At 66.0% G+C, this 14,675-nt stretch carries 13 protein-coding genes; 10 read left to right on the forward strand and 3 right to left on the reverse strand.

The annotated features are described in order from the left end of the window. Positions 1–8: 8 nt before the first annotated feature. The 3 genes from ACVJ5M_RS33340 to ACVJ5M_RS33350 all read right to left on the reverse strand — a co-directional run bounded on the left by ACVJ5M_RS33340 (position 9) and on the right by ACVJ5M_RS33350 (position 4,045). On the reverse strand, positions 9–1,532 hold the full coding sequence (locus ACVJ5M_RS33340) for a sugar ABC transporter ATP-binding protein (RefSeq protein WP_063984388.1): 1,524 nt from the start codon (positions 1,530–1,532) through the stop codon (positions 9–11). 130 nt (positions 1,533–1,662) lie between these two features. Further along, positions 1,663–3,108 (reverse strand): xylulokinase, encoded by a 1,446-nt coding sequence (gene xylB, locus ACVJ5M_RS33345; protein WP_063984389.1) that lies wholly within the window; start codon positions 3,106–3,108, stop codon positions 1,663–1,665. Positions 3,109–3,121: 13 nt separating this feature from the next. Beyond that, the gene (locus ACVJ5M_RS33350; protein ID WP_028147172.1) at positions 3,122–4,045 is read right to left on the reverse strand and encodes a LysR family transcriptional regulator; all 924 of its coding nucleotides are present in this window, start codon (positions 4,043–4,045) and stop codon (positions 3,122–3,124) included. Between the two features lie 108 nt (positions 4,046–4,153). On the opposite strand from ACVJ5M_RS33350, the gene ACVJ5M_RS33355 reads away from it, so the two are divergent. The 10 genes from ACVJ5M_RS33355 to ACVJ5M_RS33400 are packed head-to-tail and all read left to right on the forward strand — an operon-like array spanning position 4,154 to position 14,664. Continuing rightward, complete coding sequence (locus tag ACVJ5M_RS33355; protein ID WP_063984390.1) at positions 4,154–4,477, forward strand: Dabb family protein; 324 nt, start codon at positions 4,154–4,156, stop codon at positions 4,475–4,477. Further along, a complete protein-coding gene (locus ACVJ5M_RS33360; RefSeq protein WP_063984391.1) occupies positions 4,474–5,553 on the forward strand; it encodes a maleylacetate reductase in 1,080 nt (359 codons plus the stop codon). The genes ACVJ5M_RS33355 and ACVJ5M_RS33360 overlap by 4 nt, the downstream gene beginning before the upstream one ends. A 4-nt stretch (positions 5,554–5,557) precedes the next feature. Further along, positions 5,558–6,931 (forward strand): amidohydrolase family protein, encoded by a 1,374-nt coding sequence (locus ACVJ5M_RS33365; RefSeq protein ID WP_063984392.1) that lies wholly within the window; start codon positions 5,558–5,560, stop codon positions 6,929–6,931. Between the two features lie 21 nt (positions 6,932–6,952). Next, positions 6,953–7,855: an NAD(P)-dependent oxidoreductase gene (locus ACVJ5M_RS33370; protein WP_063984393.1), complete on the forward strand. Its 903-nt coding sequence runs from the start codon at positions 6,953–6,955 to the stop codon at positions 7,853–7,855. A gap of 14 nt (positions 7,856–7,869) precedes the next feature. Further along, positions 7,870–8,754: an intradiol ring-cleavage dioxygenase gene (locus tag ACVJ5M_RS33375; protein ID WP_063984394.1), complete on the forward strand. Its 885-nt coding sequence runs from the start codon at positions 7,870–7,872 to the stop codon at positions 8,752–8,754. A 58-nt stretch (positions 8,755–8,812) separates the two neighbouring features. Then, complete coding sequence (locus tag ACVJ5M_RS33380) at positions 8,813–10,207, forward strand: FAD-linked oxidase C-terminal domain-containing protein (RefSeq protein ID WP_063984395.1); 1,395 nt, start codon at positions 8,813–8,815, stop codon at positions 10,205–10,207. Then, positions 10,204–11,730 (forward strand): sugar ABC transporter ATP-binding protein, encoded by a 1,527-nt coding sequence (locus ACVJ5M_RS33385; RefSeq protein WP_063984396.1) that lies wholly within the window; start codon positions 10,204–10,206, stop codon positions 11,728–11,730. The genes ACVJ5M_RS33380 and ACVJ5M_RS33385 overlap by 4 nt, the downstream gene beginning before the upstream one ends. After that, the gene (locus ACVJ5M_RS33390; protein ID WP_063984397.1) at positions 11,723–12,673 is read left to right on the forward strand and encodes an ABC transporter permease; all 951 of its coding nucleotides are present in this window, start codon (positions 11,723–11,725) and stop codon (positions 12,671–12,673) included. Before ACVJ5M_RS33385 ends, ACVJ5M_RS33390 begins: the two co-directional genes overlap by 8 nt. Further along, positions 12,670–13,647, forward strand: a complete 978-nt coding sequence (locus tag ACVJ5M_RS33395; RefSeq protein WP_014496503.1) for an ABC transporter permease — start codon at positions 12,670–12,672, stop codon at positions 13,645–13,647. Before ACVJ5M_RS33390 ends, ACVJ5M_RS33395 begins: the two co-directional genes overlap by 4 nt. Before the next feature lie 42 nt (positions 13,648–13,689). Continuing rightward, complete coding sequence (locus ACVJ5M_RS33400) at positions 13,690–14,664, forward strand: sugar ABC transporter substrate-binding protein (protein WP_063984398.1); 975 nt, start codon at positions 13,690–13,692, stop codon at positions 14,662–14,664. Positions 14,665–14,675 lie beyond the last annotated feature (11 nt).

The following is a 14,675-nucleotide window of genomic DNA, read 5'->3' on the forward strand; positions in this document are numbered from 1 at the left end:
GAGAGCCGTCATGCATCGAGTTGCTCCATCCCCGTGGCGAGCGCCATGATGTCTTCCTGGTTCAGGGGCGACGTCGCGCCACGCTCGATTTCACCGGCGATATGCCCCGCCCGCATGACGACGACGCGGTCGCAGATGCCGATGATCTCGGGCAGATCGGACGAGATGACGAGGATCGCGGTGCCGGATTTGGCAAGATTGTCGATGATCGAATAGATCTCGGACTTGGCGCCGACATCCACGCCGCGCGTCGGCTCATCGAGGATCAGGACCTTTGGCGTGGTCGCAAGCAGGCGCGACAGCAGCACCTTCTGCTGGTTGCCGCCGGACAGCGCGCCGACGGTGACGTTGATATCGGCGGCGCGAATGCCGAGCGCGGCGAACGCCCTGTTGGCGCGATCACGGCCCTTGTCGCGGTCGAGGATGTAACCGATCCGGGCATCCCGGCCGAGCACCGCGAGGTTGATGTTGTCCAGGCATGACATGTCCAGGAACAGGCCGAGCGCCTTGCGGTCCTCGGTCAGATAGGCGACGCCGATGTCGAGCGCCTCACCCGGCGTGCGGATGTCGACCGGGCGTCCCTCCAGCTCGACACGGCCGGAGGTCCTGGGCGCCGCACCAATGATGAGATGCGCAAGCTCGGTGCGACCCGCGCCGATCAGGCCGGCGAGGCCGACCACCTCGCCCGCATGCACGGTCAGCGAGCACCCCTTGACGCGCCGGCCATCGGCCATGTCGATCGCCGCGAGCACGGGATGCCCCCGCCCCGCCTCCGGATCATGATCCTTCTTGTAGAACGAGGAGACGTCGCGCCCGACCATCAGCCGAACGATGGTGTCGGCGCGGATGTCCTGCTTGTCGAGCGCCCCGACCAGCCGGCCGTCGCGCAGCACAGTGACGCGGTCGCCGAGCGCGTAGACCTCGTCCATGCGATGCGAGATGTAGATGATGGCAAGCCCCTCGGCGCGAAGCTGGCGGATCAGCGCGAACAGCCGCGCGCTCTCGCCGGCCGACAGCGCGGTGGTCGGCTCATCCATGATCAGGATTTTTGACCTGACGTGCAGCGCACGCGCGATCTCGACCAGTTGCCGCTGGCCCATGGAGAGGTGCGCCACCAGCGTCGACGGCAGGAAGTCCGCGCCCAGCCGTTTCAGGATGGGGCCGACGCCCTCGCGCATGGCGCCGCGTGCCAGCAAGCCTGCTCGCGACAGCTCCCGGCCGAGATAGATATTCTCGGCGACACTGAGATTGGGAGCCAACGACAGCTCCTGGTAGATGATGGAGATGCCCGCCGCGCGGCCGCCGAGCGGACCTTCGATCCGTACCGGGCTTCCTTCGATCCGGATATCGCCGCCGGGATCGGGCCTGTAGGCGCCGGACAAGATCTTCATCAGCGTCGACTTTCCGGCGCCGTTCTCACCCATCAGGGCATGAATTTCGCCGGCATAGACGGTGAGATCGACGGAACGCAGCGCCTTGATGCCAAAGAAGGATTTTGAGACCCCACGCATCTCGAGGATCGGATCGTTCATCGTGCCTCCCGACGCACAATGCGTTTCCTACCCGCGTCTCAATGATTTTGTCAGCGCGGTTCACGCATTAAACAAAAGGCCGCGGCACAGAGCAATACCGAACACACGGGAATGCAACGTCGAGGCGATGCTAGTGGCGCGGCCGATACAGTGCACGCCACGCGGGAAGCCGCTCGGCATAGGCATCGACCAGTCTTGCGTCGGGTTCGAACGTCTCGATGCGCCGCGGCCGTGTGCATACGGCGGCGATCGCCTCACCGGTGACAGCAAGCCGCCCCAATCTCGCCGCACCGAACGCCGCGCCGGTCTCGCCTCCGGCAAAACGATGGACCGGAACATTCAGCACGTTTGCCAGCACCGAGAGCCAGAACCCGGACCGTGAACCACCGCCAATGGCGTCGGCTTCCGTCATCGCAATGCCGGCGTCCGCGAGCGCGTCGCGGCAATCGGCAAGCGCGAAGGCAACACCCTCGAGCACCGCCTGCACGATCGACCCGCGATCGGTGCCGTGGCTCAAACCATCCAGCATGCCGCGCACGGCGGGGTCGTCGTGCGGTGTCCGCTCACCCGCCAGATACGGCAGGAAGCTCACGGGCGACGGCGCCTGCGGGCGCGATCCAAGCGGCGCCAGCAACTCGGCCTCGGTGGCGCCGAACAGGCGCGCGATCCAGGCCAGGCAGGAGGCGGCCGAGAGGATCGCGCCGGCCTGAATCCACATGTCGGGGATGGCGTGGCAGAACGTGTGCACCGCGCGGTCCGGGTTGGCGGCGATTCTGCTGGTCGGTGCCAACAAGGCACCCGAGGTTCCCAGCGACACGAACGCGGTTCCCGGCCGGATCGCGCCGATGCCGACGGCGCCTGCCGGATTGTCGCCGGCACCGCCCGCGATCACCGGCTGTCCGGTCATGCCCCAGCGCCGTGCCAGCTCGCCGCGCAGCGTGGTCGCTGGCGCGCATCCCTCGACCAGTCGCGGCATGTGATCGCGCGACAGGCCGGTCGCTGCCAGTGCTGCGTCCGACCAGTCCCGGCGCGCGGCGTCGAGCCACAGTGATCCCGATGCATCCGAGACGTCCTCGATGGCCTCGCCGCTCAGCACCAGGCGCAGATAGGCCTTTGGCAGCAGCACGAGTTTTGTCGCCGCAAAGATGTCAGGCTCATGCGTCGCGATCCAGAGCAGCTTCGGCGCGGTGAATCCCGGCATCGCCTTGTTGCCCGAGATCGCGCGCAAGGCGGGCCAGCGTCGTTCCAGGACACGACACTCGGCGGCGGAGCGTCCGTCGTTCCAGAGGATGCAGGGCCGCAACGGTCTCGAGCTCGCGTCGAGCAGCGTGGCGCCATGCATCTGGCCTGACAGTCCGATGCCTTCGACAGCCGCCAGCTCGCCGGCATGCGTCGCCTTCAAGGCATCGAGCGTGGCGAAGGTTGCATCGATCCACTGCGCGGGGTCCTGCTCGAAATAGCCTGATAGCGGCGAGGCGGTCGTCAACGGCCGGCTCTCGCTTGCAATCACGCGCTGGGCACCGTCGACGAGAACGGTCTTGACCGCCGAGGTGCCGAGATCGATGCCGAGATACATGGCTGCTACCCGCTCACTTGGTCGCGTCCATCCAGATGCCCGGCTCCGAATGCTCGCGGATGTGGGTGACGAGGAAGTCGGAAAAGGCCCTGATCTTGGCGGGCAGCCCGGCGCGATTCTGGTATGCGATGTTCATGGTGAGCAGTGGCAGCTCCCAATCCACCAGGACCGGGACGAGACGGCCCGCCGCGATGTCGCTCTGGACGATGTAGAGCGGCTGGATGAGGATGCCGAGCCCTGCCAGCGCCGCGCCGCGAATGACCTGGCCGTCATTGCTGTCGAGCGTCGGCGTGATGCGGACGGTCTGCGCGCCATGGCTTTTGCGCAGGCGCAGCGAATAGGGATCGTTCGCGAGATTGTAGACCAGCATGTTGTGGCGCGCGAGATCGGCGGGCTGCTCCGGCTCGCCGGCGCTTGCGAGATAGGAAGGCGCGGCGGCAAGCACGCGCCGCATCTGGCCGATGCGGCGGACGATGATGTTCGAATCCGGCTCCTGCTCGCGCGTCCGGATCGCCACGTCGATGCCGGCCTCGATGAAATCGGGATAGCGGTTGGCGGTCGTGATCTGCATGTTGAGCTTCGGATAGCGCGCGCGGAAGGCCGGCAACATCGGCGCCAGATAGATCACCGCAAAGGACAGCGAGCTCGTGACCCGCAGCGTACCCTGCGGCGACAGCGCGCGATCGCTGACGATGTCCTCGGCCTCCGCCAGCTCGCTCAGCACCCGGCTGGAGCGCTCCAGCAGCTCCTGCCCCGCCTCCGTCAACCACAGCCTGCGTGTGTTGCGCTCGATCAGCCTGACCGCGAGGCGCTCCTCGAGCGCGCTGAGATGGCGGCTCGCCGCCGCATTCGACATGCGCAAGGCCTCGGCGGCCTTTGACAGGCTGCCAAGCTCGGCCGTCTTGGAGAACACCTCCAACTGCAGCAGACGATCCATTTTTCCACTTTTAGAAAAAGAGACTTACAAATATTGACCTTTATTTCCGTATCCCGCAAGTCAAAATGGCCAGAACACAAGCAAGATAGCAGGCGAGGAAACAGGGAAATGTCGGGCCCGATCAGGCACATCGTGATGTGGCGGCTGCGCGGGGAGACGCCCGCGGAGCGCTCCGCGGCCCGTTCCAAGGTCAAGACCCTGTTCGAGGGACTGCGGGGCCGGATTGAGGGCCTCACCCATATCGAGGTCGGCGTTGACGTCAGTGAGGTCGATTACGCCTGCGACGTCGTTCTCTTCTCCGAATTCGCCGACCAGGCCGCACTCGCCGCCTATGCCACCCATCCGGAACATTTGCGCGTCCGCGAGGCGCTGGGCGACTTGCGGATCGGGCGCTTCCAGGTCGATTATCCCATCAAAGAGACCGGCGCATGATCGGTTCGTTCACCTTTGAAAATCTGCCCTGCCGCGTCGTGTTCGGCAGCGGAACGCTGGCCTCGGCCAAAGCCGAGGTCGAGCGGCTCGGCGGCAAGCGCGCGCTGGTGCTGACGACGCCGCAGCAGGAGGCGCAAGGCAAGAGCTTGGGGGCCGCACTCGGTTCGCTTTTTGCCGGCATCTTTCCCGGCGCGACCATGCATACGCCGGTCGAGGTCACGGAGCGCGCGCTCGCGGCGATGAAGGCATGCGAGGCCGATTGCGTCGTCTCGCTCGGCGGCGGATCGACCACCGGCCTTGGCAAGGCGCTGGCCTTGCGCACCGGCGTCAACCAGCTCTGCATTCCCACCACCTATGCCGGCTCGGAGATGACGCCGATCGTCGGCCAGACCGAGAACGGCCTGAAGACCACGGTGCGCGACGCAGCCGTGCTGCCGGAGACCGTGATCTACGATGTCGACCTCACCCTGACGCTGCCGGCGAGCCTCGCCGCAACATCCGGCATCAACGCGATCGCACATGCCGTGGAGGCGCTCTATGCGCGCGACACCAATCCCGTGACATCGCTGATGGCGGAAGAAGGCATCCGCGCGATCGCGCGCGCCCTCCCCGCCATTGCGGCCAAAAGCGATGACCGCGAGGCTCGCACCGAAGCACTCTACGGCGCCTGGCTCTGCGGCGTCTGCCTCGGCACGGTCGGCATGGCGCTGCATCACAAGCTCTGCCACACGCTCGGCGGCACCTTCGATCTGCCGCACGCAGAGACCCACACCATCGTGCTGCCGCATGCGCTGGCCTACAACGCACCGGCGGTGCCCGATGCCATGGCGCGGATATCGCGCGCGATCGGCGCGGCCGACGCGTCCCTGGGGCTCTACGACCTCGCGAAGCGGCTGGGTGCGAAGCTGGCATTGCGCGACATCGGCATGCCCGAAAGCGGCATCGACAAGGCCGCCGATCTCGCCGTCACCAACGCCTACTGGAACCCGCGCCCGCTCGAGCGCAACGCCATCCGCGAGCTGATCGCCCGCGCCTGGGCCGGCGAGCCGCCTGTTACCATCAAAGCGGCGGCCTGAAGCGATGCGGCGCACGCTGATCAAATCAGCTGTCATCATCAGCATGGATGACGCGATTGGCGACCTCAACACCGGCGATGTGCTGGTCGAGGGCAGCCGCATCGTCGACGTGCGCCCATCGATCGACCTCGGCAGCGCTGCAGCCGAGACCGAGATCGTGGACGGCAACGGCCGGATCGTCATCCCCGGCCTGATCAACGCGCACATGCACACCTGGCAAACCGCGTTGCGCGGCTATGCCGCGAACTGGACGCTGCTGGAATATTTCCGCCGCATGCATGCCGGGCTCGCGACCGTATTCCGGCCCGACGACATCTACATTGCGACCCTCGTCGGTGCGCTGAACCAGATCAATTGCGGCACCACCACGCTGGTCGATTGGTGCCACAACAATCCAACGCCTGATCATACCGATGCCGCCGTGCGCGGCCTGATCGAGAGCGGCATCCGCGCCGCCTTCTTCCATGGCTCGCCGAAGCCCGAGCCGAAACCGGGCGAGCCGCATTTCTCCGAGATCCCGCATCCGCGCCGCGAGGTCGAGCGGCTGCTGGCGGGTCCCCTCGCCGACCGCGACGGCCTCGTCACGCTCGGGCTTGCCATTCTCGGCCCGCATTATTCGACGCTCGATGTCGCCATGCACGACTTCCGCCTGGCGCGCGAGCTCAACCTGATCGCATCCATGCATCAAGGCGGCGGTCCGGCCAAGACGCCCGGCGGCTGGGAGAAGCTGGTCGAGGCCGGCCTCGTCGGCGCCGGCATCAACATCGTCCATGGCAACGATCTGCCCGACGATCTCCTCGACAAGATGGTCGACCTCGGCGTGTCCTTCTCGGTGACGCCGGAGAACGAGATGATCCAGGGCCACGGCTTCCCGATCACCGGACGGCTGCTCAAGCGCGGCGTGCGCCCGACCATCGGGATCGACCTGGAATCCGTGCTGGCCGGCGATCTCTTCTCCGTCGCCCGCGTCGCGCTGTCGATGCAGCGGGCGCTGGACAATGCGGAGTCGCGTCAAGTGAGCGGCACCATTCCGGCGACCACCACGATCCCCGTCCGCGAGGCGCTGCGCTGGATCACGACCGAAGGCGCCCGCATGCTCGGCCGCGAAGGCCAGATCGGCTCGCTGACGCCGGGCAAGCTCGCTGACCTCGTCATCATCAACGCATCCGATCTCAACCTTGTCCCGGTGCACGATCCCGTCGCGACCGTCGTGATGCAGACGAGCCTCGCCAATATCGAGGCTGTGATGATCGGCGGCGCCTGGAAGAAGCGGGATGGCCGGCTTTTGGTTGACGGGTTGGACGCGAAGAAAGAATTGCTGGCCCAATCCGGCCGGCGGCTGGTGCAGGACATCGAACGACAGGGACGCGCCGCCTGAAGGCGCCAATGGATGAGATCAATGACCGACGCTTCAAGGAATGTCGCTTTCATCGGGATCGGCAAGATGGGCCTGCCGATGTCGGCGCTCGTCGCCAAGGCCGGCTACGCCGTGACCGCATTCGATCAGAGCGCAGCCCGGATCAACGAGGCGCGTGCACAAGGCATCTCGATTGCCGCTTCGCCGGCCGAGGCCGTGAGCGGCAAGGCCGCGATCATCACGTCCCTGCCCGATGACGCAGCCTTGCGCGGCGCGCTGCTCGGCCCCGCTGGTCTGATCGCCGCGATGGCGGCTGGATCTGTTCTGATCGAGACCAGCACCGTGAGCGTCGAGGCCTCAACTGAAGTTGCGACCGCCGCACAGGCGCGCGGCATTGCCTATCTGCGTTCGCCGGTTTCCGGCAATGCCAGCATCGTTCATACGGGTGCGCTGACCTGCTTCGTCTCCGGGCCGAAGGATGCCTTCGACAACGCCAAGCCTCTGTTCGCCGCCTTCACCCGCGCCCAGACCTATCTCGGGCCGGCCGAGGAAGCCCGCTACGCAAAGCTCTCGGTCAATCTGATGATCGCAGTCTCGGCGGCAATGATGGCCGAGAGCCTGGCCCTGGCGCGCAAGGGCGGCATCGCCTGGCAGGACATTTTGAAGGTGCTCGACGATAGCGCGGCGGCCTCGCCGATGGTGAAGTACAAGACCGCGCCGCTGCGGACGCGCGATTTCGAGTCCACCTTCTCCTGCAAGCAGATGGCCAAGGATCTCGATCTCATCCTCGGCGCCGGCCACGCCGTGGGCGTGCCGCTGCAGCTCGCGGCGCAGGTGCGCGAGACCTATGGCTCGCTGATCGCGCAGGGCGACGGCGACACCGACTTCATCGCGACCGTCAAGCACCTGGAACGTCTGTCCGGGCTTGGCGAACCCAAACTCTGATCGCGGAGACACCTATGCGCAACTTCAACGAGACTACGATCACGGACGCGGTGCTGGAGCGGATCAAGGACGCAACCGATCCACGCATCAAGGAGGTCAGCGAAGCGCTGGTGCACCACCTCCACGCCTTCGTCCGCGAGGTCCGGCCGACCCAGAAGGAATGGGAATACGGCATAGATTTCCTGACCCGCACCGGGCACATGTGCGACGACAAGCGCCAGGAGTTCATCCTGCTGTCCGACACGCTCGGCGTCTCCATGCTGGTCGACGCGATCAACCATCCCGTGCCGGAAGGCGCGACCGAGACGACGGTGCTCGGCCCGTTCTTCGTCCAGGCCGCGCCGGAGAAGGACAGCGGCGCCGATATCTCCGGCCCGATGGAAGGCGATCCGATGCTGGTCACAGGCTCGGTCTCGACCGTCGACGGACAACCGCTTGCGGGCGCCATCGTGGATGTCTGGCATTCCGACGATGACGGCTATTACGACGTGCAGCAGCTCGACGACATCGGCGATCTCGCGATGCGCGCGCGCTTCCATACCGACGCCAATGGCCGTTTCCATTTCTGGTCGATCAAGCCGGCGGCGTATCCGATCCCGCATGACGGCCCTGTCGGCGAGATGCTGGAGGTGCAGGGCCGCCATCCCTGGCGTCCGGCGCATGTGCATTTCATGATCTCGGCGCCCGGTTTCGAGCAGCTCGTAACCCATGTGTTCGTCGCCGGTGACAAATATCTCGACTCTGACGTGGTGTTCGGCGTCAAGGACAGCCTGATCCGCGAATTCACTGGCCACCCTGCCGGCCGTGCGCCGGATGGTCGCATGGTGGAGCGCGACTATTTCCACCTCAATTACGATTTCGGCCTGAAGCAGGTCGCGAGCAACGCGCGAGCCGCCTAGGCTTGAGCGACGGCGGACCAACAAGAGTCCGGCAACAGGGAGCAGACGGGAGCTGAGGATGGGACCGCGGGTCAGCACGAGCATATTGGCCGATCGCCTCACCGGCATGATCGGCCCGCGCGCGAGCGTCGCGCGCGGCGTGCTCGATCAGCACGGGCAGAGCGAATCGCATTATCGCAATTTGCCGCCGGACATCGTCGTCTTCCCTGAAACCACGCAGGAAGTCGCGGAGATCGTCAAGCTGTGCGCTAGCGCGGGCATGCCGATGGTCCCGTTCGGCGCCGGCACCTCGCTCGAAGGCAACGCGGCCGCGGTCGCCGGCGGCGTCTGCTTCGACTTCGCCCGGATGAACAAGGTGCTGACCGTGCACGACAGCGACATGGATGTCGTGGTGCAGCCCGGCATCACGCGCAAACAGCTCAATGCGGAGCTGCGCGGCACCGGACTTTTCTTTCCGATCGACCCCGGCGCCGACGCCTCGATCGGCGGCATGACCTCCACACGCGCGTCCGGCACCATGGCGGTGCGCTACGGCACCATGAAGGACAATGTCATGGCGCTCGAGGTGGTGCTGGCCGACGGGCGCGTGATCCGCACCGCAAGGCGCGCACGCAAATCGGCCGCCGGTTATGACCTGACGCGGATGTTCGTCGGCGCCGAAGGCACGCTTGGCGTCATCACCGAAGTCACATTGAAGGTGCACCCGGTGCCGCAGGCGATCTCGGCCGCTGTCTGCAGCTTCGACACCCTGCACGATGCCGTCGACACCGCGATCTCCGTGATCCAGTCCGCGATCCCCGTGGCACGCATCGAGCTGCTCGACGACGTCATGATGCGCGGCATCAACGCCTACGCGAAGCTCGGCTATCGCGAGGCCCCCACCTTGTTCTTCGAATTCCACGGCTCCGAGACCTCCGTTGCCGAGCAGGCCGAAGCCGCGCAGGCGATCGCCGCCGACCATGGCGGCCATGGTTTTGCCTGGGCCAAAGCGCAGGAAGACCGCAGCCGGCTCTGGCACGCCCGCGACAACACGCTTTATGCGGGCCTGGGCTTGCGGCCCGGCGCGCGCGCCGTGATCACCGATGTCTGCGTGCCGATCTCGCGGCTGGCGGAATGCCTGACCGAAACCAGGCGCGACGCGGACGAGCACGGTTTCACCGCCCCGATCGTCGGCCATGTTGGCGACGGCAATTTCCATATGCTGATCCTGATCGACCCGGCAAAGCCGGACGAGGCCGAAGGCGCCAAGGCGCTTCAGGCCCGCATGGTCGCCCGCGCGATCGCGATGGACGGCACCTGCACCGGCGAGCACGGCATCGGGCTCGGCAAGATCGATTATCTCGCCGATGAACTCGGCGAGGCCGTCGATGTGATGCGGTCGATCAAGACCGCGCTCGATCCTGATGGACTGATGAATCCCGGAAAGATCTTCGCGAGCGGAGTGCACGCATGAGCAGCGCCGCATTGGCTATCGAGCCCGCCTCACCCGCGCCTCTGCTGGAGCTGCGCGGCATCAGCAAGGAGTTTCCCGGCGTCAAGGCGCTGGATGATGTTTCCTTTGCCGTCTTCCCCGGCGAAGTCCATATGCTGTTGGGGGAGAACGGCGCCGGCAAGTCGAGCCTGATGAAGGTACTGTGCGGCGCCTACCGCGCCGATGCCGGCGAGTTCTACTACAAGGGCGACAAGGTCGCGATCTCCTCGACCGCGGATGCGCAGAGGCTCGGCATTGCCGTGATCTTCCAGGAATTCTCGCTGGTCCCCCATCTCGATATCGCCCAGAACATCTTCCTCGGCCGCGAGCCGAAGGGCCGCATTCCCGGCACCATCGACCGCCGCAAGATCCTGGCCGACGCCAGGCGCGTGCTCGGCACGATCGGGTTCGAGATCGATCCCTCCACCACCGTCGACAAGTTAGGGGTGGCGCAGCAGCAGATGGTCGAGATCGCGAAAGCGATCAGCCAGAACGCGCGCATCCTGGTCATGGACGAGCCGACGGCGGCGCTGTCCGACCGCGAGACCGAGCTGCTGTTCGCGCTTATCGCGCGGCTGAAGGCCGACGGCGTCTCCATCGTCTACATCTCCCACCGCATGGCCGAGGTGTTCGCGCTCGGAGACCGCATCACGGTGCTGCGCGACGGCCGCCGCATCGACGGCGTTCGCCCCGCAGACGTCACGCCGGACCAGCTCGTCCGCATGATGGTCGGCCGCAACGTGGACATGACCTATCCGCGCAACTTTGCCGACAAGCCCGGCGAGCTGCTGCTCGAGGTCAAGGGCTTGAGCTCGTCGACCGGCATCTCCGATATCAACATCGAGGTACGCCGGGGCGAGATCGTCGGCCTGTGCGGCCTGGTCGGTTCCGGCCGCAGCGAGGTCGCCCGCGCCATCTTCGGCGCCGATGCCGTGACGTCAGGCGAGATTATTTTCGACGGCAAGGCCATCTCCGGCGAGCCTGACCTTGCCGCCCGCCGCGGCATCGCGCTGATCCCGGAGAGCCGCAAGAGCGAGGGCCTCGCGCTGCTGCGGTCGGTGAGCGACAATCTGGTGGTGTCGGCGCTGCGAAAGCTGTTCCCGAGCGGCCTGTTCGACCAGCGTAGCGCCCAGCGGACGTCCGACGGCTTGATCCGGCAGCTGCGCATCGCAACCCCGAGCGCGCGCCAGATTGTCGGCCTGCTCTCGGGCGGCAACCAGCAGAAGGTCGTGATCGGCAAGTGGCTGGCGGCCGGCTCGAAGCTCTTCATCTTCGACGAGCCGACGCGCGGCATCGACATCGGCGCCAAGTCCGAGATCTTTGCGCTGATCGACCGGCTGGTCGCCGAAGGCGCGGCGGCCTTGATGATCTCGTCCGAGCAGGTCGAGATCTGCCATGTCTGCGACCGCGCCTATGTGATGCGCGAGGGCCGCATCGCCGGACACCTGACCCGCAGCGAACTGACCGAGGAGAACATCGTGCGACTGGGGATGCATCATGCGTGAAGCCGCGGTCGTCTCTCAACCCAATCCGCTGCAACGCATTCCCGGCGTTGCCATCGTCTTGGTGCTGCTGATCGCCCTGTTCAGCGCGATCGCGCCCGGCTTCCTGTCGGTCGCCAACCTCTCCAACGTGCTGGTGCAGTCGACCATCCTGACCATGCTGGCGCTGCCGATGACCTTGATCATCATGACCGAGGGGCTGGACCTGTCGATGGGCGCGGTGCTGACGCTGACCTCGCTCTGCGTCGCCATCGTGTCGCTCGCGACCAAGTCGATGCTGCTGGGCCTCGGCGCCGGGCTTCTCGTCGGCGCAGCCTTCGGCTTCGCCAACGGCTGGCTGGTCGCCATCGTCGGCATTCCGCCCTTCGTCGCGACGCTGGGCACGCTCGGCATGGCGCAGGGCCTGTCGCTGATCGTCAGCGACGGCCAGAGCGTGGTCGGCATCCCCCACAGCGTGCGCGACATCTATTCGGCGACGCTTCTGGGCGTGCCCGTGCCGATCGTGATGGCGCTGGTGACCTATGCGGCCTTCCACGGACTGCTCTACCACACCCGCTTCGGCACCTACATCTTCGCACTCGGCGGCAACCGCGAGGCGCTGCGCTATGCCGGCCTCTCGCCGAACAAGCTGCTGATCGCGGTCTACGCGATCGGCGGCGCCATGGCCGGCATTGCCGGCCTGCTGATGACCGCGCGCATGAATTCCGGCCACCCGACCGCGGGCCTCGGCCTGGAATTCGACGCCATCGCCGCGGTCGCGGTCGGCGGTACCTCGTTCGAGCGCGGCAATGGCTGGCTGCTCGGCACGTTGCTCGGCGTGATCGCGGTCGGCGTGCTTCGCAATGGGCTCAACCTGATCTCGATGCCCTCCTCGGTGCAGGTCGCAAGCGTCGGCGTCCTCGTCATCGTCGCTCTCTTCCTCGACGGCCTCCGGAGCCGCGCATGACCGACATCTCCAAAGAGGCCCTCTCGCCGCCCCGCTCGTTCCTGTCGCAGGACGCGATCCAGGTGTTCTATCGCCTGCTCGCAGCGCTGCTGATCTGCGCGGTGCTCGCCGTGCTCAGCGACTCCTTCCTGAGCCTCGGCAACATCCTCAACGTGCTGAGACAAGCGAGCCTGACCTTCTTCATCGCCTCCGGCCTGACGCTGGTGGTGCTCACCGCCGGCCTCGATCTCTCCGTCGGCGCCAATGTCGCGCTGTCGGCCTGCATCGCCGGCACCGTGATCCACAAGACCGGCTCGCCGGCGCTCGGCATCCTCACCGGGCTCGCCTGCGGCGGCATCGTTGGCCTGCTCAACGGCATCATGGTCACCGCGCTCCGCATCCCCTCCTTCATCGCCACCTACGGCATGCTCTGGGTGCTGAACGGCCTCACCTACTGGTACATGGCGGGCGAAACCCTTCACGGCTTCCCGGCAGGCTTCCGCCAGATCGGCAGCGGCTATCTGTTCGGCCTGCCGATCCCGGTCTATCTGCTGCTGGTGTTCCTCGGGATCGGAACGCTGTTTGCGCAGCGCACGATCTGGGGCCAGGAGATCTATGCGATCGGCGCCAATCCGGTCGCCGCCCGCCTCTCCGGCATTCCGGTCGCGCGGCGCCTGCTGCTGGTCTACGCGGTATCAGGCACCATGGCGGGACTGGCCTCGATCATCTTCCTGTCGCGGCTCAATTCGGCCGAAGCCGACATCGGCGAAAGCCTGACGCTGCCCGCGATCGCAGCCGTGCTGATCGGCGGCACCTCGCTGTTCGGCGGTGTCGGCACCGTGTTCGGCACCTTCATCGGCGCGCTGATCCTGACGCTAGTGCTGAACGGCATGAACCTGTTGTCGGTCAGCGCCAACTGGCAGCCGCTCGTCACCGGCATCATCGTCATTCTCGCGGTCTGGCTCGACATGAAGACCCGCCGCCGCGCGCAATGAGCTCTTAGAAATCCAACAAGCAAAATGAGGGATGGAGGCTACATGAAACAGAAAATGGGTTATTTGGCGCTGCCGCTGCTGATGGCGGCCGCGTTCACGACACAGGCGCGCGCCGACGGCGAGACCATCGCCGTGTTCACCAAGAACCAGACCAATCCGTTCTTCCAGACGGTGCGGGTCGGTGCCGACAACATGGCGAAAGCGCTGAATGCGAAGACGCTGCAGTACATCCCGACCAAGCCGGACTCGATCCCCGAGCAGCTCAGCCAGATCGAGGACGTCGTGGTGAAGAAGCCGAGCGCGATCGTCTTCACGCCGGTCGACTACAAGGCGATGGTGCCGGGCGTCGAGAAGATCAACGAGGCGAAAATCCCCGTCGTCAACATCACCGACCGCTCCGCCGGCGGCAAGTTCCTCTCCTTCGTCGGCGCCGACGATTACAGCCTCGGACTGGAAACCGCGCGTTTCCTGCTCAAGACTTTGGGCGGCAAGGGCAACATCGTCATCATCGAGGGCGTCAAGGGCTCGCTGACCAATGTCGATCGCGTCCGCGGCTTCAACGACGCGCTGAAGGAGAATTCGGGCGCCAAGCTGCTGGCCTCGCAGCCCGGCAACTACCAGCGGCTGCAGGCGCTCCAGGTCATGGAAAACCTGATGCAGTCGAACGCGCAGATCGACGGCGTGCTGGCGGCCAACGACGCCATGGCGGTCGGCGCGATCGAGGCGCTCGACGGCGCCAACCGCAAGGCCCAGGTGATCGGCATCAACGGCACCAAGGAGGCGATCGACGCGATCAAGTCCGGCAAGCTGCTCGCCAGCGGCGACTACAACGGATTTGCGCAAGGGTGTCTCGGCGCCATGATGGCGATCCGCAGCTTGCGCAACCAGCCTGTCATTTCCGAGATCGTGCTGAAGCCGACCGTCATCACCAAGGACAATTACCAGCCGTTCGACGTGCCGCTGGAGCAACGGACCTGCCCGACCTTCGAGGACGCCGGCAAGCTCGGCGCCAAGTAGCCCAACCGATC

The sequence above is a fragment of the Bradyrhizobium sp. S3.7.6 genome (assembly GCF_054061875.1).

Coding starts and splice junctions, on each gene's coding strand:
- ACVJ5M_RS33340 (WP_063984388.1), bottom strand. CDS start 1,532: ATGAACGATCCGATCCTCGAGATGCGTGGGGTCTCAAAATCCTTCTTT.
- xylB (WP_063984389.1), bottom strand. CDS start 3,108: ATGTATCTCGGCATCGATCTCGGCACCTCGGCGGTCAAGACCGTTCTC.
- ACVJ5M_RS33350 (WP_028147172.1), bottom strand. CDS start 4,045: ATGGATCGTCTGCTGCAGTTGGAGGTGTTCTCCAAGACGGCCGAGCTT.
- ACVJ5M_RS33355 (WP_063984390.1), top strand. CDS start 4,154: ATGTCGGGCCCGATCAGGCACATCGTGATGTGGCGGCTGCGCGGGGAG.
- ACVJ5M_RS33360 (WP_063984391.1), top strand. CDS start 4,474: ATGATCGGTTCGTTCACCTTTGAAAATCTGCCCTGCCGCGTCGTGTTC.
- ACVJ5M_RS33365 (WP_063984392.1), top strand. CDS start 5,558: ATGCGGCGCACGCTGATCAAATCAGCTGTCATCATCAGCATGGATGAC.
- ACVJ5M_RS33370 (WP_063984393.1), top strand. CDS start 6,953: ATGACCGACGCTTCAAGGAATGTCGCTTTCATCGGGATCGGCAAGATG.
- ACVJ5M_RS33375 (WP_063984394.1), top strand. CDS start 7,870: ATGCGCAACTTCAACGAGACTACGATCACGGACGCGGTGCTGGAGCGG.
- ACVJ5M_RS33380 (WP_063984395.1), top strand. CDS start 8,813: ATGGGACCGCGGGTCAGCACGAGCATATTGGCCGATCGCCTCACCGGC.
- ACVJ5M_RS33385 (WP_063984396.1), top strand. CDS start 10,204: ATGAGCAGCGCCGCATTGGCTATCGAGCCCGCCTCACCCGCGCCTCTG.
- ACVJ5M_RS33390 (WP_063984397.1), top strand. CDS start 11,723: ATGCGTGAAGCCGCGGTCGTCTCTCAACCCAATCCGCTGCAACGCATT.
- ACVJ5M_RS33395 (WP_014496503.1), top strand. CDS start 12,670: ATGACCGACATCTCCAAAGAGGCCCTCTCGCCGCCCCGCTCGTTCCTG.
- ACVJ5M_RS33400 (WP_063984398.1), top strand. CDS start 13,690: ATGAAACAGAAAATGGGTTATTTGGCGCTGCCGCTGCTGATGGCGGCC.